Source organism: Eubacterium multiforme (genome assembly GCF_030813415.1).
Classification (GTDB): Bacteria; Bacillota; Clostridia; order Clostridiales; family Clostridiaceae; genus Clostridium; species Clostridium multiforme.
Genome location: NZ_JAUSUF010000009.1, coordinates 21,530 through 41,339 on the forward strand (window position 1 = coordinate 21,530; position 19,810 = coordinate 41,339).

A 19,810-nucleotide genomic window follows, 5' to 3' on the forward strand; every position below is an offset into this window, starting at 1 on the left:
AATAATGGTTTATTTTATAGGAGCAGGTCCAGGAGATGTTGATTTAATAACAGTAAAGGGAAGAGAAACTTTAGAAAAGGCAGATGTAGTTATATATGCAGGTTCATTAGTTTCTAAGGAGCATTTAAAGTTTTGCAAACCTTCAGCAAAAATATATAATTCAGCTAAGATGACATTAGATGAAGTTATAGATGTTATGAAAGAAAATAAGGATAAGGTTATAGTAAGATTACATACAGGAGATCCTGCAATATATGGAGCAATAAAAGAGCAAATGGATGAACTTGATAAATATAATATTGAATATAAAGTTATTCCAGGAGTAAGCTCTTTTACAGCAGCAGCTTCAGTTATAAAGAAAGAATTTACCCTTCCAAGTATAACTCAAACAGTAATACTTACTAGAGTAGAGGGAAGAACTCCAGTTCCAGAGGGAGAAGATTTAGAAAAGCTTGCAAGTATTGGAGCATCAATGGCAATATTCTTATCTATTTCAATGATTGATAAGGTTGTAGCTAAACTTAGACGTGGATATGGAAGAAATGTTAACATTGCAGTTGTTGAAAGAGCAACTTGGGAAGATGAAAGAGCAATTCTTGGAACTTTAGATGATATAAGTGAAAAGGTAAAGGAAGCTGGAATTACAAAGTGTGCTCAAATTTTAGTTGGAGACTTTATAAATTGTCAGTATGAAAAGAGTAAATTATATGATAAATCCTTCACTCATATGTTTAGAGACGCTAAGGAGTAAAATATGATTGGAGTTATTAGCGTTACAGAAAAGGGGAACAAAATAGCTGAAAAGATAAATGAAAAACTTAATGGTAAAGTATTTTTTAAATCTAGAGAAAATCTAGATTTAAAAAATGTAACTAAAGATTTTATGGAAAATCTTGAAGGAATTATATTTATAAGTTCTACAGGAATTGCTATAAGACTTACTGCACCATATTTAAAAGGAAAATCAAAGGACCCTGCAATAGTTGTTGTTGATGTAAATAATAACTTTACTATAAGTTTATTAAGTGGACATTTAGGGGGAGCAAATGAGTTAACTCTTAAAGTTTCTAGTATATTAAATAATACTCCAGTTATAACAACAGCTACAGATGGAATGAACTTAGAAGCTCCAGATATGATTGCAAAAAATAATAATTTAATTATAGATAATTTAAATGTATGCAAAAATATTGCCTCTCTTCTTGTAAATGGTAATAAAGTTTACTTTAAAGATGATAAGGAATTAATAAAATTACCAAAGGGATATATAAAAACTAGAGAAGTTAAAAACAATACCCTTTGGATTACAAATAAATTAGATAATAAAAATGAAGATAATATATTAAGACTTCTAAGAAAAGATGTAATACTAGGTATAGGATGCAGAAAAGATACAGATAGCAATAAATTAAAAAAATTTGTCCTTAAAACATTAAAAGAAAATAATTATGATGAAAGAGCAGTTAAAATTATAGGTTCTATAGATGTTAAAAAAAATGAACAGGCAATAATAGACCTTGCAAAATATTTTAATTGTGAATTTAAAACTTTTAATAAAGATGAAATAAATTCTGTAGATTGTAACTATGAAGAAAGTGATTTTGTATTTAAAACAGTAGGAGTTAAAGGTGTTTGCCAGCCTACTGTACATCTTTTAGGTGGAGAAGTTACTTTAAAGAAAATAAAATATGAAGGAATGACTCTTTCAATTGGAGAAGAAATAGTAAACAAAAAAGGAGAATAAATTAATGGGAAAATTATATGTAGTAGGAATAGGACCAGGTGGTCTTGAACATATGACAATGAAGGCAAGAGATACAATATTAAATTGTGATATTATAGTTGGATACACAAAATATATAGAGATGGTAGAAGATTTAATAGACGGTAAGGAAGTTTATAAAACAGGTATGAGAGGGGAAGTTTTAAGATGCCAAAAAGCATTAGAGCTTTCTAAGGATAAAGATGTTTGTTTAATAAGTACTGGAGATGCTGGAATATATGGAATGGCTGGACTTATATTAGAACTTAAAAAGGATGAAGAGGTTATTATAGTTCCAGGGCTTACAGCATCAAGTGCAGCAGGTTCTGTAGTTGGAGCGCCACTTATGCACGATAACTGTAATATTAGTTTAAGTGATTTAATGACACCTTATGAAGAAATTAAAAAGAGAGTAAAGCTTGCAGCTGAAGGAGATTTTATAATTTCTTTATATAATCCAAAAAGTAAAGGTAGACCAGAATATTTAAAGGAATGTTTAGATATAATTAGAAATTATAGAAAAGATAATACTCCTATTGCTGTTGTAAAAAATGCCTTAAGAGATGATATGAGTTATACTATAACAACTTTAGATAAATTTGATACTGAAATAGTTGATATGATGAGTATTGTTATAGTTGGAAATTCAAAAAGTTATATTAAGGATAATAAATTTATAACACCTAGAGGATATAAAATAGAGGAAAAGTAATGATTGGATTTATATTAGGTACTTCTGAAGGGAAAAAAATATTAAAAAGTATAAATAATTATACAGATAAAATAGTTGTTTCAACAGCTACAGAGTATGGTGGAGAATTACTTAAAAGTTATAAGATGAAACATTTAAATACTAAGCCGCTAGATAAGGATGGATTAATAAATTTAATAAAGGAATTTAATATAAAGGTGTTAGTTGATGCCTCTCATCCTTATGCAACAGAGGTTAGTAAAAATGCAATGGAAGCTTCAAAGGAAACAAATATAGATTATATTCGCTATGAAAGAGAAGGAATACTTAGTAATTCAAATAGTGAAAATATAATAAAAATTAAAGGCTATTATGAATTAAAGGAAGTTTTAGAAAAAGTTCCAGGAAATATACTAAATACAACTGGAAGTAGAAATATAAAAAACATTATTAATTTAAATTGCCAAAATAGAATTATTCATAGAGTGCTTCCATCACCTAAAATACTTGAAGAAATAATAAATTTAGGAGTTAACATTTCTGATATTATAGCCATGAAAGGTCCTGTAAGCTATGAAATGAATATGGGATTTATAGATCAATATAATGCAAAGGCAATAATAACTAAAGATAGTGGATTAGCTGGAGGGGTAGAGGAGAAACTTAAAGCCTCAATAGATAAAAATATAAAGCTTATAGTAATAGAAAAGCCTAAAATAAAATATGGAAATACTTTTTATAAAGAAGAAGAATTAGTTAATTATTTAGTAAATAATTATAAATTTTAAAAGTAAATTAGGAGCTTTAATATGATTGAAATAATAATAGGATACATAGGGGATTTAATAATAGGAGATCCCCAAAATCCTTTCCACCCAATTAGGGGAATTGGAAAAGTTGCAAAGATTAGTGAAAATATATTTAGAAAAATATTTAAAAATAAACTTAAATTAGCAGGTCTTTTAACTTGGCTTACTGTTGTATTAATAGTATTTTTCTTAAATATTTTTATAATAAAGGGACTTGGGATTATAAGTCCATATCTTTCAATAGCTTATAGTGGAATAGCTATTTATTTTTGCTTATCTACAAAAGCATTAAAGGTTGAAGGTTTAAAGGTAATAAAATATTTAAGAAAAAATGATATTAATGGAGCTAGAAAACAATTATCTTACATAGTTGGAAGGGATACAGAAAGTTTAGATGAAGAGGGAATAACAAAGGCTGTTATTGAAACTGTAGCAGAAAATTTATCAGATGGAATAATAGCACCATTATTTTTTGGAGGAATATTTGGAGCACCACTTATGTTTTTATATAAGGCAGTAAATACAATGGACTCTATGTTTGGATATAAAAATGATAAGTATAAAGATTTTGGATATTTTCCTGCAAAACTTGATGATGTATTTAATTATATACCAGCTAGGTTATCTTCATATCTAATTATAATAGCTGCATTTTTATTAGGATTAGATTATAAAAATGCCTTTAAAATTTACAAAAGAGATAAAAATAATCATACAAGTCCAAATAGTGCTCATCCAGAATCAGCAGTAGCAGGAGCTTTAGATATAAGACTTGGAGGAGCAAATTATTATTTTGGTAAATTAGTAAAAAAACCTGAAATAGGAGATCCATTAAAGAAAATAACTTTAAAAGATGTAGATTTAGCTAACAAAATATTATATTTAACTTCATTTCTAGGAGTTATAGTAGCTTGTATAATAAGCAAGATTATAGAGGTGATTTAATTTTGAAAAAATCTGTTCATGGTGGAAATATTGATGAAATTTGTAGAAAATATAATATAAGTAAGGATGAAATTACTGATTTTTCAGCAAATATAAATCCATTAGGACTTAATGAAAATATAAAAAATTCAATAATAAATAGTATAGAAGAAATAATACATTATCCAGATATAACTTATCTTTCACTTAAAGAAGAAATAGTTAAATCAGAGAGAATAAATATAGAAAATTTATTTTTAGGAAATGGGGCAGCTGAATGTATATTTAATTTAGTTAGAGGCATGAAACCTAAAAATACACTTATCTTAGCTCCAACTTTTTCAGAATATGAAGAAGCCCTTAAAAGTATAGATGGAAATATAGAATATTTTTTATTAAAGGAAGAAGAGGACTTTAAATTAAATGAAAGGTTAATAGATAGATTAGATGAAAGCTTAGACCTTTTATTTATATGTAATCCTAATAATCCAACAGGAGTTATAACAAAAAAAGATTATTTAGAAAAGGTAATTAAAAGGGCAAAGGAATTAAATATTTATGTTACCCTTGATGAATCTTTTTTAGACTTTGTAGAAGATAAAGAAAAATATTCAGTACTTAATTTAATAAGCAAATATGATAATTTAATAGTTATAAAATCTTTAACTAAGTTTTATGCAATTCCAGGTCTTAGAATAGGTTTTGGAGTTACAAATAATAAGGAATTATTAAATAAAATAAATAAAGTTACCATGTCTTGGAATGTAAATACATTAGCAGAAATTGCAGCAACAAAAGGATTAAAAGAAGAAAACTATAAAAAAGAAAGTATTAATTATGTAAATGGTGAAAGGGAATATTTATATAATAATTTAAAAAATATAGATAATATAAAGGTTTTTAAGCCATCAGTTAATTTTATATTTTTTAAGATAAATTTAAATATAGATTTAAAGGAAGAACTTTTAAAGTATGGGATTTTAATTAGAAGTTGTAATAATTATAAAGGGTTAGATAATAAGTTTTATAGAATTGCAGTTAGAACAAGGATAGAAAACAATAAAATAATAAATGCATTAAATAAGGTTTTTAATAATGAAAGATAAAAAAGTTTTAATAATTTTAGATGGATATTTTGAAAATACAAGTGAAATAAAAGATATTATAAACTTAAATTTTGAAAAATTACAAAAGAAAAGTAATTTTTTTTATAGAGGAGAAGTAGATAACTCCCTATTAGAATATGATGTTGACAGTTTAAATTGTATATTTAATATTTTGGGATATTCGCCAAAGGAAAATAAAATATATGAAAGAGCTTATTTTGAGGCTTTATCAAGGGGATATAACCTGAATTTAGATAAATCCCTTTTAAGATGCAATTTAGTAAAAGTTAATAATGGAAGATTAATAGATTTTACAGGGGGATTATCTACAAAGGATATGGATTTACTTATTAGTAAATTTATAGATAACCTTAAAGATAAAAGGGAGTTTAATAAATATTTTAATCTTCTTCATTGTGATGCTTATAGAAATTTACTTTTTGTAAATGAAAAATATGAAAAATTAAATAATATAGTATTTTTAAAACCTCATAGCAATGTAGGAGAATATATAAAGTATATATTACCTAAAATGCAGGGAGAAAATAGTGAAAGCTTAAATTTATTACTTAAATTTATAAAGTTTTCTTATAATTATTTTAAAAGCTTAGGTTATGAAGGTTTGATGTTATATCCTTGGGGACTTTCTAAAAGGTCAGAAATTGCTCCTTTAACTGAAAGGTATAATATAAATGGGGGAGTGATTTCAGGAATTGATTTAGTAAAAGGAATGGGTAAATCACTAGGGTTAAAGGTGATAAAGCTAAAGGAATCAACAGGAGATTATGACACTTCATTAATAGAAAAATTTAATAAGGCTAAGGAAAACTTAAATGATTTAGACTTTTTACTTATACATATAAATGGCTGTGATGAAATAGCTCATAGAAAAGATACTATAGGAAAAGCCTTATTTTTAGAAAAAATATTTAAGGAATTAATTAATCCATTAGTAGAAGAGGTTAATAAAAAATATAATTATTCTTTATTAATAACAGGAGATCATATAACTAATTCATTAACTGGCAATCATGAAAGAGGAAAGGGAGAATTTTTGCTATTAAATTCTAAAGAGAAAAACATAAATTCTCATAGTGAAAGTAAAGAGTTAATAAACTTAATTTTTATTTAAAAGGATTGATAAGATGAAATCTAAAGGAATAATGTTACTTGGAACAGCCTCATCAGTAGGAAAAAGTACATTAGCTGCGGCAATTTGTAGATATTTTACTAATAAATCTTTAAAGGTTTGTCCATTTAAGGCTATGAATATATCCTTAAACTCTTTTGTTACAGAGGATGGACTTGAAATGGGAAGAGCACAGGTTGTTCAGGCAGAGGCTTGCAATATAAAGCCAAAGGCTTTTATGAATCCATTACTTTTAAAGCCAAATGGAGGAAAGACTCAAGTTATTGTAAATGGAAAAGTTAAATTTATAATGGATGCCTATAAGTATAAAGAAATAAATAAAGAATTAAAAAAGGAAGTTTTAAATACTTATAATTCTATAAAAGATAAATATGATTTATTAGTACTTGAAGGTTCAGGAAGCTGTGCTGAAATTAATTTAAAAGAAACTGATATAGCTAATATGGCAATGGCTAAAATGGCAGATGTACCTGTAATATTAGTAGCTGATATAGATAGAGGTGGAGTTTTTGCCTCTGTTGTTGGAACTATTATGTTATTAGATGAAGAGGACAGAAAGAGAGTTAAAGGTGTAATAATAAATAAATTTAGAGGAAGAGTAGATTTATTTAAAGATGCCATGAAACAATTAGAGGATATAATAAATATTCCAGTTCTTGGTGTTATGCCCCACTGTAAATTAGATATTGAAGATGAGGATGGAGTAAGTGAAAAAATATTAAAAAATAACAGCAATAATAAAGGAAAAATAGATATAGCTATAATTAAACTTTCTCATATGTCTAATTTTACTGATTTTAATAATTTAGAGAGAAATGAGGATTTAAATGTAAGGTATGTTAATAATATTAATGACCTTAAAAACCCTCATATGATAATAATTCCTGGAAGTAAAAATACTATTGAAGATTTAAAAATATTAAAGGAAAATGGAATCTTTAATAAAATAAAGGAGTTAAATTCTAAAGGAACTTTAGTTTTTGGAGTTTGTGGTGGTTATCAAATTCTTGGAGAAAAGGTTATAGATAATAACCAAATAGAAGGAAATGTATCAGAAGAAGAAGGATTAGCTTTATTAAAGTTTAAAACTAAATTTAATAAAGATAAAACAACTCTTCAAATTAAGGCAAAAGTTAATGGAAAAACACCTTTTGGAGAAGAATTTGAAGGTATAAAATTAGAAGGTTATGAAATACATAATGGAGTTAATGAATATGATGATGAAATAATACCTTTTATTTGTGATGAAAATAATAGAATTGTTGGATCAGTTAATGAAAAGGGAACAGTTGTTGGAACTTATCTTCATGGAATTTTTGATTCTGATGAATTTAATTTAAAGTTACTAAATTATATAGGAAAGAAAAATAATATAGAACTTAATAGTAAAAAGCATTATTCTTATAAAGAGCATAAGAACAATGAATATAATAAACTGGCAAAACTTTTAGAAGAAAATATAGATATAGAAAAATTAGAAAAAATAATATTTTAATAGTGAATAATATTACCTCTTTAAGATAAAAATTAATTATATGTAGAATAAATTTATTTAAGGAGAGTTTATATTATGGAAGCTATAAAAAAACATTTATTAGATGGAACATTAGAACAGTACAATAATAATGTAGTACCTAAAGTACCAGTTTTTGCAGGAGAAGATATAACATCAGAAGTTTATTATTTTAAGCCTAACCAAGTATTAAAGGAGCATAGACATCCAGCTGGAGAGCAAATATTTATTTTCTTAAAAGGCTCAGGCAAGATGATAGTTAATGATAAAGGATATGATGTTAATGAAGGAAGCACTGTATTTGTAAAAACAGGAGAATGGCATGAAATCATTAATGGAACTGTTGAAGAAATGATTGCAGTCCAAGTAACTAAAACAAATGCAGGAGCTGAGTATAAATAAAATAGTTAAAAGTATATTTAAAAAAGATTTAAATTAAAAATTTTAATTTAAATCTTTTTTTTGTTTTTAAAGATGTATAATTTATTTATAGGATAAAAAAGGGAGGATTTTATGTTAAAATTACGTGGAATTTATAAAAAAATACATAATAAAGAAATACTTAAAGACTTAAACTTAGAAGTAAAAGAAAATGAAATTTTTGGTTTTTTAGGCCCAAATGGTGCAGGTAAAAGTACTACAATGAAAATTATTTGTGGTTTAATTAAACCTGATAAGGGTGAAGTTTTGATAAATAATATAAATATAAATGAAAATAGAATAGAAGCTTTAAAAAATTTAGGCGCTTTAATCGAAAGTCCAAAAATTTATTCTTTTTTCTCTGCTAGAGAAAATTTAATGCAAATAGCAAGAATAGAGAAAATTAATGAAAATGAAGTGGATAAAGTATTAGATTTAGTAGGTTTAAAATATACAAATAGTTTAAAAGTAAAAAACTTTTCTTTAGGTATGAAACAAAGGTTAGGTATTGCTCAAGCTATAATAGGAAATAAAAAAATATTAATTTTAGATGAACCTACAAATGGTTTAGATGCTAATGGTGTAATAGAATTTAGAAATATGTTAAAAACATTAGTTAAAACAAAAAATATTTCTGTATTTATTTCATCTCATAAATTAGATGAAATTGAAAAGATTTGTGATGAAGTTGCATTTCTTGAAAATGGAACAATAAAATCTATTCAAAGTATAAAAAATCAATTATGTAAAGAAATTTTAATTTCTTCCCAAATCTATAATATTGAAAATTTAATTAAAAACAATAATTTAAAATTAATTAATTTTGAAATTTCTAATGAGAAAATAAAAATAATATGTGAAAACAAAAGACTGACTTCATTTTTAAGTTTTTTAATTAATAATGATATTAATTTATCTAGTATTATTATTAAAGAAAAAAGTTTAGAGGAAAAATATTTAAATTTAATGGAAGGGGATTATAATGATTAGTTTAGTAAAAAATGAATTATTTAAATTAATAAAAAATAAAAAATTAATGATGTTGATAATAATTTTGTCATTGTTAAGTTTTGGTCTTATTTCTTTATGTTTTTTTCAAACTAGCAATTACTCCTTAAATAAGGATATAAATACACTTAATCAATTAAAGGAAAAAGATTCTCATTTAAAAAATGATAGTAAAGATAAACTTCCTATAGAGAAACGAATCAATCAATTAGAGTCAATGATTAATAATCATAATAATTTAAAAAATAAAAATTTTAATTGGAAGAAATCTTTACAAGAGCAAAATAAATTACTAGAAACTAAAAAATTAAATGAAAATAAAACAGAAAAAGGTATTTCAAATACACGAATAGAGATGAATAATGTATTAATAAATAATAATATAAAACCAACTTCTAAATATAGTTCTAATAGTTATGATTTTTTGACAACTTTCATATATATAATGAGTACTTTTTTTATGTTTTTTATAATTTCTATTACAATTTCTGATATTATATCAAATGAGTATTCTAATAATAATATACAAACTATTTTATTATTACCAATTCAAAAATGTAAAATTATTTTTAGCAAAGCTTTTGCTGCTATAATATTATTAGTATCTACTTTTTTATTATTTGATTTAATTGTATTTATTATTTCTGGGATTATATATTCTTTTGGTAATTATAAAACTCCTATATTTGTAAATCCAAAGTTTGAAAATAGTATAATATTAAACCAATCCTATAACCAATATATTTCAGCATTGCCTGACACTTCAACATATATTAGTGTGGGTAATCTTTTAATAAAAGCTATAATTTTTCAAGTTTTATTTATAATTTGTACTGTATTATTTTGTACACTTATATCTTTATTAACTAAAAATAATATAATTTCACTAATAATAACTGTCTTAACTCCAGTTATAGCTTTATTTATAAATTCATTTTTAGCAAAAACAGGAGTAATGAAAATACTAAGTGTATTCTTTGTTTTTTTAAATAATCCAATTGATATAATAACTAATAAATATCCTATTTTAACTGGATGTACATACATAAACTATAATTCGAGTTTATTTATTTTAATAATTTGGATTATATTATTATTATCTTTATTGAAATTATTTTCTGGAAATTTGAAATATAAAAAATAATTTCAATGAAAATATTTTCATTATTTACTATAAACTTAGTATTTAGTTTTTTCGTAAATATAAATGGACTGTTGCATTAAAGAATTAATGTGACAGTTTTTTTTATAAAAATTTTAAAAATATATTGAAAAACGTTTACAAGTATATTATTATATAGTTAATCGATTTAGTGAAACGATTTAGTAGGAAGGATGAAAAATATGAACAAAGTTTGTGTACTTGGAAGTATAAATATGGATTTAGTTATAAAGGTTAATGAAATGCCAAAGGAAGGTGAAACAATACTTTCAAAATCCTTTGAAAAAATAGCAGGTGGCAAAGGAGCTAACCAAGCAGTTGCTGCAAAGAGATCTGGTAATTTAGTTTCAATGATTGGGAAAATAGGAAAAGATGATAATGGAGAAATATTAAAAGGATTATTAGAAAAAGAAGGAATAAATACTAATTTAATATTTGAAGATGATAAAGAACCTACAGGTATGGCTATGATAACAGTAAATAATAATGGAAATAATTCAATAGTTGTTATTTCAGGTTCAAATATGACATTAAATGAAGAGGAAATAGAAAAATCTAAGGAGGAAATAAAGAAAAGCCATATATTAATATCTCAATTTGAAACTCCAGAAGATTGTACATTAAAAGCTTTTAAAATAGCAAAAGAAAATAATATTATAACTATTTTAAATCCAGCACCAGCTAAAAAAATAAATGATGAATTATTAAAATATACAGATATAATTATTCCAAATGAAACAGAGGCAGAAGTTTTAACAGGAATAAAGGTTAATGATTTAGAAACAGCTAAAAAAGCTTCTAAAGAATTATTAAAAAAAGGTGTTAAGTTTGTAATTATAACTTTAGGAGAAAAGGGAGCTGCTGTTATAAGTAAAGATGATGGACAAGTAGTACCAGCTTTTAAAGTTAAAGCAATAGATACAACAGCAGCAGGAGATAGTTTTATTGGAGGTTTAAGTTTTAAACTTAATACAGAAAATTTAAGTTTTGAAAATTTATTAAAGGCAGTTAAATTTGGTAACAAGGTTTCTTCAATAACAGTTCAAAGGGAAGGAGCACAACCTTCAATTGCGAAAATAGAAGAAGTAATTGAAGTTTATGGAGAGGAGTAACATTTATGAGAAAGACAAAATTATTAAATAGTGAAATAGGAACAGTAATATCAAAGATGGGACATACAGATTCTTTAGCTATAGGAGATTGTGGATTACCTATACCAAAGGATGTACAGAGAATAGATTTAGCATTAATTAAAAATTTACCTACATTTTTAGATACATTAAAAGCTGTACTTTTAGAACTTGAAATAGAGGAAGTAATTATAGCAGAAGAAACAGAAAAAATAAGTACAAAACTTTTTGAAGAAATAAAAAAGGAAATTGGAGATGTTAAAATAACATTTTTAAGTCATGAAGGATTAAAAGAGGAACTTAAAAATTGCAAGGCTGTAATAAGAACAGGAGAACAAACACCTTATGCAAATATTATTTTAAAGTCAGGAGTTGTATTTTAAAAGGAGGAGTTACTATGGGTTTAAAAAAACCAATGTTAAAAATGGAGGGAGTGAGTAAATCATTCCCTGGTGTTAAGGCTCTAGACAATGTTAATATAACTGCTTATGGAGGAGAGGTTACTGCTTTAATGGGTGAAAATGGAGCAGGAAAGTCAACTCTTATGAAAATACTAAGTGGTGTATATGAAAAAGATAGTGGAGATATATTTATTCAAGGAGAAAAGGTAAATATTAAAGGAATAAAAGCTGCTGAAGAATTAGGAATTACAATAATACATCAAGAACTTAGCGTTATTAATAATTTAACTGTTTGCGAAAATATATTTCTTGGAAATGAAAAAATAAGTAAAGGAACAAGAAAAATAAATAAGAAGCTTTTAGAAGAAAGAAGTAAAATGTTTTTGGATCAAATAGGTTGTAATGTAGATCCAAAGGAGCTTGTTTCAAATTTAAATGTTGGGGAAAAGCAAATGATTGAAATTGCAAAGGCATTAACTAAAAATGCAGCAGTAATAATAATGGATGAACCGACAACAGCCCTTACAGATGTTGAAACTAAACAGTTATTTAAAGTAATAGAAAGTTTAAAGAAAAAAGGAATAGCAATTATATACATATCACACAGGATGGAAGAAATATTTGCAATTTGCGATAGAGTTGAAGTTTTAAGAGATGGAAAATATGCAGGAAATGCAAAGGTTAAAGATATAGATAATGATAAGTTAATAACAATGATGGTTGGAAGAAAGATAGAAGATCAATTTCCTTATAGAGAAACAAAAAAAGGAAAGGTTATTTTAGAAGTTAAAGATTTAAGTTCTAAAAAGGGAGTTTATGATGCAACCTTTAATGTTAAAGAGGGAGAAATATTAGGAATTGCAGGGCTTATGGGATCTGGAAGAACAGAACTTGCAAAAACTATATTTGGAGCTTACAAAAAAAGTGGTGGAACAGTTAAAGTTAATGGAAAAGAATTAAAGGGAGGAAGCATACAAGAGGCAATAAAAAATGGAGTATGTTATCTTTCAGAGGATAGAAAAAAAGAAGGCTGTGTTTTAGGTTTATCAGTAGCAGATAATATGACTATTTCAAATCTTCAAAGTTATGAGAATAAACTTGGAGGATTAAACAAAAAAAGTGAAATGGAAGATGTAAATGAATTCATAAATAAGATAAGAATTAAAACACCAAATCCACAGCAGTTAATGAAAAATTTAAGTGGAGGAAATCAACAGAAGGTTATATTAGCAAAGTGGCTTATGCTTAAACCCGAGGTTTTAATAATAGATGAGCCAACTAGAGGTATTGATGTTGGTGCTAAGAAGGAAATATATGAGCTTTTAAATGAGCTTAAAGAAAGTGGAAAAGCTATAATTATAATTTCTTCAGACTTGCCAGAAGTTCTTGGAATAAGTGATAGGATAATGGTTATGAGTGAAGGGCATATAACTGGAGAAGTATTAAGAAGTGAGGCAACACAAGAAAAAATAATGAAATTAGCAGTTGGAGTAAATTAATTTTAAAAGGTGAGAGGAGAATTTCTTATGAAGGAAAACTACAAGGAATATTTAGATAAATATAAATCTTTAATTGGATTAGTGCTTTTATGTATAATTATAACTTTTGTAACACCAAGCTTTTTAACATTAGCAAATATATCAAATGTATTTACACAGGTTTCAGTTAATGCAATTATTGCAATAGGTATGACCTTTGTTATATTAACAGGAGGTATTGATTTATCAGTTGGCTCAACCCTTGCAATTAGTGGAGCCCTTGGAGCTTCAATAATTAAATCAACTGGAAATATATTTTTAGCAATAATTGTAGCTTCAATAGTTGGAATAGCAATTGGACTAGTTAATGGAATATTAATAGCAAAGGGAAAATTACAAGCATTTATAGTAACCCTTGCAACAATGACAATATTTAGAGGAGCAACTTTAGTATTTACAAATGGAACTCCAATATCTAAATTGCCAGAAAAGTTTTTAGAAATAGGTAATGGAAAGTTAGGCTTTATACCAGTTCCAGTTATTATAACAATAATAATAGCAATAATTTCAATATATGCATTATCACAAACTAGATTTGGAAGATATTTATACGCTTTAGGTGGAAATGAAGAGTCAGCAAAGCTATCAGGAATAAATACAGATAAAATAAAGGTTATGACTTATGTTATATCAGGTTTTGTAGCTTCAATTGCAGGAGTTATAATAACTAGTAGAATAGGTTCTGCATCACCAAATGCAGGTACAGGATTTGAACTTGATGCAATAGCAGCTGTTGTAATTGGAGGAACTTCTCTATCAGGTGGAGAAGGTAAAATTTCAGGAACAATAGTTGGTGCTTTAATAATAGGTGTATTAAATAATGGATTAAACTTAATGAATGTTTCACCTTTTTATCAATCAATAGTAAAAGGATTAGTTATATTAATAGCAGTATTATTAGATAAAAAAAGTAGAAAGAAATAAAATTTAGGGAGGCAAAAAATATGCGAATAAAAAAGAGAGTAATTGCTATTCTTGTAATTGTAGTGTTAGTTTTAGGTTCACTAACTGGATGCATGAAAAAAGATAACCCTAAAAAGATTGGAATGGTTCTTTCAACTTTAAATAATCCATTTTTCGTTTCAATGAAAGAAGGAGCAGAAAAGGAAGCTAAGAAGTTAGGGTTTGAATTAATAGTTTTAGACTCAACAAATGATCCAGCGAAGGAAAGAGCAAATGTTGAGGATTTAATTCAACTTGGAGTAACAGCACTACTTATAAATCCAACAGATAGTGATGCTGTTGTAAATACAATAAAGGTTGCAAATAAAGCAAAGGTTCCAGTAATAACATTAGATAGACAAGCTAATGGAGGTTTTGTTACAAGCCATATAGCATCTGATAACGTTGTAGGTGGAGAAATGGCTGGAAAGTTTGTACTTGATAAATTTAAGGATAAGAAAAATATAAATATAGTTGAAATACAAGGAATACCAGGAGCTTCTGCAACAAGAGATAGAGGACAGGGCTTTCATAATATTTTAGATAAAGATAAGAAGGCTAAATTTATATCAATTCAAGCAGCTGACTTTGATAGACAAAAGGGACTTCAAGTTATGGAAAATATAATTCAAAGAGATCCTAATATACAAGTTGTATTTGCTCATAATGATGAAATGGCACTTGGAGCTGCAAAGGCAGTAAAGGTAGCTGGTCTTAATACTATGATAATTGGCTTTGATGGTAATGAAGATGCTAAAGAGGCAGTAGATAAAGGAGAAATGAAGGCTACAATAGCACAGCAACCAGATGAAATTGGAGCTTTAGGAGTGGAACTTGCAGCAAAGATTTATAAGGGAGAAAAAGTTAAAAATAATATAGCAGCAGATTTAAAAATTTATACAAAATAAAAAAGTAAAAGCCTGAAATTAAAAAAATCAGGCTTTTTAAATTTAACTAATGAAAATTTAATTAATTATTAAAATAATTTCATAATTCTATAAAAATCAATACTAGTTTAAAACATAATTTTAAAATTTAACATATAAATGAAAAATATGGTATAATTCTAATAATAAACTTGTGGGAGGGAAAATATGAAAAAGACAACATTGTTGGATATAGCAAAAGCAGTTAATGTTTCAAAGACCACAGTATCAATGGTACTTAATAATAAAGAAAATAATATATCAAAAGGGACAAAAGAAAAAATATTTAAGGCTGCTAAAGAACTAAACTATATACCAAATTATCTAGCAAAAAGTTTAATTACTAAAAAATCTTATAGTATTGGAGTTTTAGTTCCAGATATTCAAAATCCATTTTTTAGTGAAATGGCAAAGGGTATGGAAAAGATAGCAGAAGAAAAGGGATATAGTATAATATTATGTAATACTTTAAATAGTAAAAAAAGAGAGGCAGAACATATTAGACTTCTTATGAGTAAGGCTATAGATGGGTTAATAATAGCTCCAATTGATGATAAAAGTGAGTCTTTTAAATTATTAGAAAGCCAAGGAGTTCCTTTTGTAATAGTTGATAGAATTATAGAAAATTTTGAGAATTTTAATGGGGTATTTTGTGATAATGCTAAAGGAATAAATTTAGGAATGGATTATCTTTATAATAAAAATAAAAGAAAAATAGCCTTTATAGGTGGAAATAAAGAACTTAGAACTGCTAATATAAGATTAAAAACTTATATTGAAAAGGTTATTGAATTTGGAATTTATAATAAGGAATTTAATATAGAGGAAGAATTTTCTTTAGAAGGTGGTTTTAAAGCTACAGAAAAGTTAATGAAGAAAAATTTAAATATTGATGCTATATTTTATAGTAGTGATGTTATGGCAATTGGAGGAATAAAATATTTACTTAGAAATGGATATAAAATACCAGAGGATATAAGTATATTAGGCTTTGATAATATAGATATTTGTAAATTTATTGAGCCAGAACTTACAACAATAGCACAGCCAATATATAAGATGGGGGAAGAGGGAATAAAGTTACTTATAGATTTAATAGATAAAAAAGATATTAAAGAAAAAATAATAAAATTACAACCTTATCTTATTGAAAGAAGTACAGTTAAATAATTATGATTAAAAGGAGCATTTATAAAGTGCTCTTTTATTGTTTTTATATAAGTCTATGGTTTAGTTGAGGGTTGATCTTACAAGTCATATCTAAAATCAATACTAGTTTAAAACATAGAATTATATAAATAAAAAACAATAAGAAAAGTCTTTAAATTTGTAAATACATATTGCAAATCGGTTTACTATATAATATTATTTAAATATGTGATTATAAAATTACTATAAAATTTAACAAAAGGGGATGGCTTTTTATGAGGAAAAGCAAAGAAATAACAAAAATGTTAGTATTAACAGCTTTAGTTTCTACAATGACTGTAACAAGTGTTTTAGGAACTACTACTGTAAATGCAGCTACTGTAAATGGTAAAGATAAAAAAATTTCTGCTGAAAAGAAAGAAAATCAAGGAGAAATAATTGAAAAGGTTAGATTAAGATGGAAAAATGATTTAACAGGTGGAGACACAATTGATGTAAATAATCCTGTTATAGCTAAAAAAATATCTTCTTATGAAACTAATACTACTAAAGTTTTACAAACTATGAATATGGATAAGCAAAACAAATGGTTATGGAAAAATTATAGCAATTATAAAAAGAATCCAGCTGAAATAGTTAAAATGTTAGATAATGTAATATCTATGTCAAAGGCTTATAATTTACCTAACAATAAATACTATCATAGTGAAGCTCTTAAGAAAAAGATAATATATGCTTTAGATTGGATAAATGAAAACGCATACAATAATAAGGTTGAACAATATGGAAATTGGTGGGATTGGCAAATCGGTATACCAGGAAGATTAAATGATGCAGTTATATTAATGTATGATGATCTATCAGAAAAACAAATAAAAAATTATATGGATGCAATACAAAAATTTATACCAAGAATTGATCCAGGAGGTAAACATTTTACTGGAGCTAATTTAGCAGATACATGTTTAAATAAGCTTCTTCAAGGAGTTATTTCAAAGGATCCCAAAAAAATAAAGGAAGCATCTGATGGTATTGTAAGCGTTTTTAATTATGTAACTAGTGGTGATGGTTTTTATCCAGATGGTTCTTATGTGCAACATGGAGTAATAGCCTATACTGGATCTTATGGGGCTGTTTTAATAAATAAAGTTTCAAATTTAATGTATTTATTAGAAGGAACACCATGGACTATAAAATCAGAAAATAAAGATAATATATATAAGTGGATATTTGAAAGTTTTGACCCTATAGTTTATAAAGGCTATGTTATGGATATGGTATGTGGAAGATCAATATCAAGAGAAAAGGATAATGGATATAATAAAACTTCTGGAATTATGGAAGGTATGATGAAACTTTCAATGATTTCTGATAAAGTTACATCAAGAAAAATATTAAGTTTAGTTAAGGAATGGGCTAATGAAGCATCTGATGTAATCGATTTTGGTACAAAGTTTAAGTCAATAAATTCAACAAACAAATTTTATAAGATGATGAAGGATAATAGCATAGTACCAACAAAGCAAGGAGATCATGATTATGAATTAAATATGATGGATAAGACTATTCATGAAAGGTCAAATTATTCATTAGCTATTTCAAGAAGTTCAACTAGAATTAGTAAATATGAGTTTATGAATAAAGAAAACTTAAAGCCTTGGTTCCAAGGGGATGGAATGACATATCTTTATAATAATGATTTAACTCAGTTTTCAGAAGATTTTTGGCCAACAGTTGATCCATATAGACTTCCAGGAACAACTATAGATAAGAGAAAAAGAGAAGATAAAAAGATACTTGAAGGGGTTGACCCAGCATCATCTCTTCAAGATAAAGTTTATTATGAACTTACAAATAGTAACTGGTCAGGTGGAAGTAAACTTGGAAAGTATGGAGTTTCTGGAATGAAAATAAGCAATAAAAATGATTCATTAACTGCAAATAAATCTTGGTTTATGTTTGATGATGAAATTGTTTCATTAGGTTCTGGAATAACAGATAAGGATAATTATGGAGTAGAAACAATAGTAGAAAATAGAAAGATAAAGAAAGATGGATCAAATAAGTTTGTTGTAAATGGCAAAACAGAAGTTAATTCCTTAGGAAACAAAGGAGAAGTTAAAAATGCAAAATGGGCCTATCTTCAAGGAAATAATAATGGTTCAAGTATAGGATATTATTTCCCTAAGGGAGAAGATATAAATTTAATAAGGGATAAACGAAATGGTAATTGGTTAGATATAAATAAAGGAACTTCATCAGTAAATAAGGAAGTAACAAATAATTATTTAACTATGTACATTAATCATGGTAAAGATATAAAAAATAAAGAATATAGTTATGTTTTATTACCAGGAAAGTCAGAAAAACAAGTTGAAGAGTATTCAAAAAACTCTAAAATTGAAATTTTAAGAAATGATGATAAAGTAAGTGGAGTAAAGCATAATGGTTTAAATATAGAAGGAGCAAACTTCTGGGCAGATGGGAAAAATACGTCAGGTTCAATAACTTCAAATAAAAAATCATCAATAATTACTAAAGAGGATAAAGATAAGGTTTTAAATATTGCAGTATCTGATCCTACATTTGAAGGAGATAAGATTTCAGTAGAAATAAGTAAGCCAGGAGCTAAAGTTATTTCTAAAGATGATAGAATATCAAATGTAAAATTAAAGGATGGAAAAATTTCCTTTGATGTAAATACCAAAGATGCAGGTGGAAGAAGTATTAATTTAGCTGTTAAATTAGATGATAATAAAAAGGAAAATTCTAAAGATAATGAAGATAAAGGTAAATCAAAAGATGAAACTTCAAATGGATCTAAAGTAGTTGAAAATAAGAATAATAATAAATCTAATGATTTGAAAGATAAAAATGAAAAATCAAATAATTCAGTTAAAGATAAATCTTCAAATAGTATACTTCCATCAACAGGGCTTACAGCTGGTATGGGTGGAATACTTGGAATTGGAGCATCATTAGTTGGAGCTGGAATTACAATTTTCAAGAAAAAGAGAAATAAATAGATAATAAATGGTTTATAATAAAATGTGTAGATAATTTCTACACATTTTTATTATAATATGTTTACATCCTATATAAATTATTAATATAATAAATATGATATAATGTTTATGTTATTTATGACATAAAAAACTAAAATACAAAAACGAAGGAGT

General features: G+C 26.1%; 18 protein-coding genes. All 18 read left to right on the forward strand.

Annotated features, from left to right (window positions below; translation table 11 throughout):
• Positions 1–4: 4 nt before the first annotated feature.
• The 18 genes from cobM (at position 5) to J2S18_RS11560 (ending at position 19,657) form a co-directional block, all read left to right on the forward strand.
• Positions 5–751 carry a precorrin-4 C(11)-methyltransferase gene (cobM, locus tag J2S18_RS11475; RefSeq protein WP_307487044.1) on the forward strand — a complete coding sequence of 249 codons (747 nt, stop codon included), beginning with the start codon at positions 5–7 and terminating at the stop codon, positions 749–751.
• A 3-nt stretch (positions 752–754) separates the two neighbouring features.
• The gene (cbiG, locus tag J2S18_RS11480) at positions 755–1,744 is read left to right on the forward strand and encodes a cobalt-precorrin 5A hydrolase (RefSeq protein WP_307487046.1); all 990 of its coding nucleotides are present in this window, start codon (positions 755–757) and stop codon (positions 1,742–1,744) included.
• A 4-nt stretch (positions 1,745–1,748) separates the two neighbouring features.
• Positions 1,749–2,474, forward strand: a complete 726-nt coding sequence (cobJ, locus tag J2S18_RS11485) for a precorrin-3B C(17)-methyltransferase (protein WP_307487047.1) — start codon at positions 1,749–1,751, stop codon at positions 2,472–2,474.
• Complete coding sequence (locus J2S18_RS11490) at positions 2,474–3,241, forward strand: cobalt-precorrin-6A reductase (protein ID WP_307487048.1); 768 nt, start codon at positions 2,474–2,476, stop codon at positions 3,239–3,241. Before cobJ ends, J2S18_RS11490 begins: the two co-directional genes overlap by 1 nt.
• Before the next feature lie 21 nt (positions 3,242–3,262).
• Positions 3,263–4,207, forward strand: coding sequence for an adenosylcobinamide-phosphate synthase CbiB (gene cbiB, locus J2S18_RS11495; RefSeq protein WP_307487050.1), 945 nt, complete (start codon positions 3,263–3,265; stop codon positions 4,205–4,207).
• A gap of 2 nt (positions 4,208–4,209) precedes the next feature.
• Entirely contained in the window at positions 4,210–5,292 is a 1,083-nt protein-coding gene (cobD, locus tag J2S18_RS11500; protein WP_307487051.1) for a threonine-phosphate decarboxylase CobD, read from the forward strand.
• The gene (locus J2S18_RS11505) at positions 5,282–6,424 is read left to right on the forward strand and encodes a hypothetical protein (RefSeq protein ID WP_307487052.1); all 1,143 of its coding nucleotides are present in this window, start codon (positions 5,282–5,284) and stop codon (positions 6,422–6,424) included. Before cobD ends, J2S18_RS11505 begins: the two co-directional genes overlap by 11 nt.
• A gap of 13 nt (positions 6,425–6,437) precedes the next feature.
• Positions 6,438–7,937 (forward strand): cobyric acid synthase, encoded by a 1,500-nt coding sequence (locus J2S18_RS11510; protein WP_307487054.1) that lies wholly within the window; start codon positions 6,438–6,440, stop codon positions 7,935–7,937.
• A 75-nt stretch (positions 7,938–8,012) separates the two neighbouring features.
• Entirely contained in the window at positions 8,013–8,357 is a 345-nt protein-coding gene (locus tag J2S18_RS11515) for a cupin domain-containing protein (protein ID WP_307487055.1), read from the forward strand.
• A 111-nt stretch (positions 8,358–8,468) separates the two neighbouring features.
• Entirely contained in the window at positions 8,469–9,365 is an 897-nt protein-coding gene (locus J2S18_RS11520; RefSeq protein ID WP_307487057.1) for an ABC transporter ATP-binding protein, read from the forward strand.
• Positions 9,358–10,527, forward strand: a complete 1,170-nt coding sequence (locus J2S18_RS11525) for an ABC transporter permease (protein ID WP_307487058.1) — start codon at positions 9,358–9,360, stop codon at positions 10,525–10,527. Before J2S18_RS11520 ends, J2S18_RS11525 begins: the two co-directional genes overlap by 8 nt.
• Before the next feature lie 200 nt (positions 10,528–10,727).
• Positions 10,728–11,657: a ribokinase gene (gene rbsK / locus J2S18_RS11530; protein WP_307487060.1), complete on the forward strand. Its 930-nt coding sequence runs from the start codon at positions 10,728–10,730 to the stop codon at positions 11,655–11,657.
• Positions 11,658–11,662: 5 nt separating this feature from the next.
• Positions 11,663–12,058: a D-ribose pyranase gene (rbsD, locus tag J2S18_RS11535; protein WP_307487062.1), complete on the forward strand. Its 396-nt coding sequence runs from the start codon at positions 11,663–11,665 to the stop codon at positions 12,056–12,058.
• A 14-nt stretch (positions 12,059–12,072) separates the two neighbouring features.
• The gene (locus J2S18_RS11540) at positions 12,073–13,575 is read left to right on the forward strand and encodes a sugar ABC transporter ATP-binding protein (RefSeq protein WP_307487064.1); all 1,503 of its coding nucleotides are present in this window, start codon (positions 12,073–12,075) and stop codon (positions 13,573–13,575) included.
• 27 nt (positions 13,576–13,602) lie between these two features.
• On the forward strand, positions 13,603–14,538 hold the full coding sequence (locus J2S18_RS11545) for an ABC transporter permease (RefSeq protein WP_307487066.1): 936 nt from the start codon (positions 13,603–13,605) through the stop codon (positions 14,536–14,538).
• A 20-nt stretch (positions 14,539–14,558) separates the two neighbouring features.
• Positions 14,559–15,464 (forward strand): ribose ABC transporter substrate-binding protein RbsB, encoded by a 906-nt coding sequence (rbsB, locus tag J2S18_RS11550; protein WP_307487068.1) that lies wholly within the window; start codon positions 14,559–14,561, stop codon positions 15,462–15,464.
• Between the two features lie 186 nt (positions 15,465–15,650).
• Complete coding sequence (locus J2S18_RS11555) at positions 15,651–16,652, forward strand: LacI family DNA-binding transcriptional regulator (protein WP_307487070.1); 1,002 nt, start codon at positions 15,651–15,653, stop codon at positions 16,650–16,652.
• Positions 16,653–16,906: 254 nt separating this feature from the next.
• Positions 16,907–19,657: a polysaccharide lyase family 8 super-sandwich domain-containing protein gene (locus J2S18_RS11560; RefSeq protein WP_307487071.1), complete on the forward strand. Its 2,751-nt coding sequence runs from the start codon at positions 16,907–16,909 to the stop codon at positions 19,655–19,657.
• Positions 19,658–19,810: the final 153 nt, after the last annotated feature.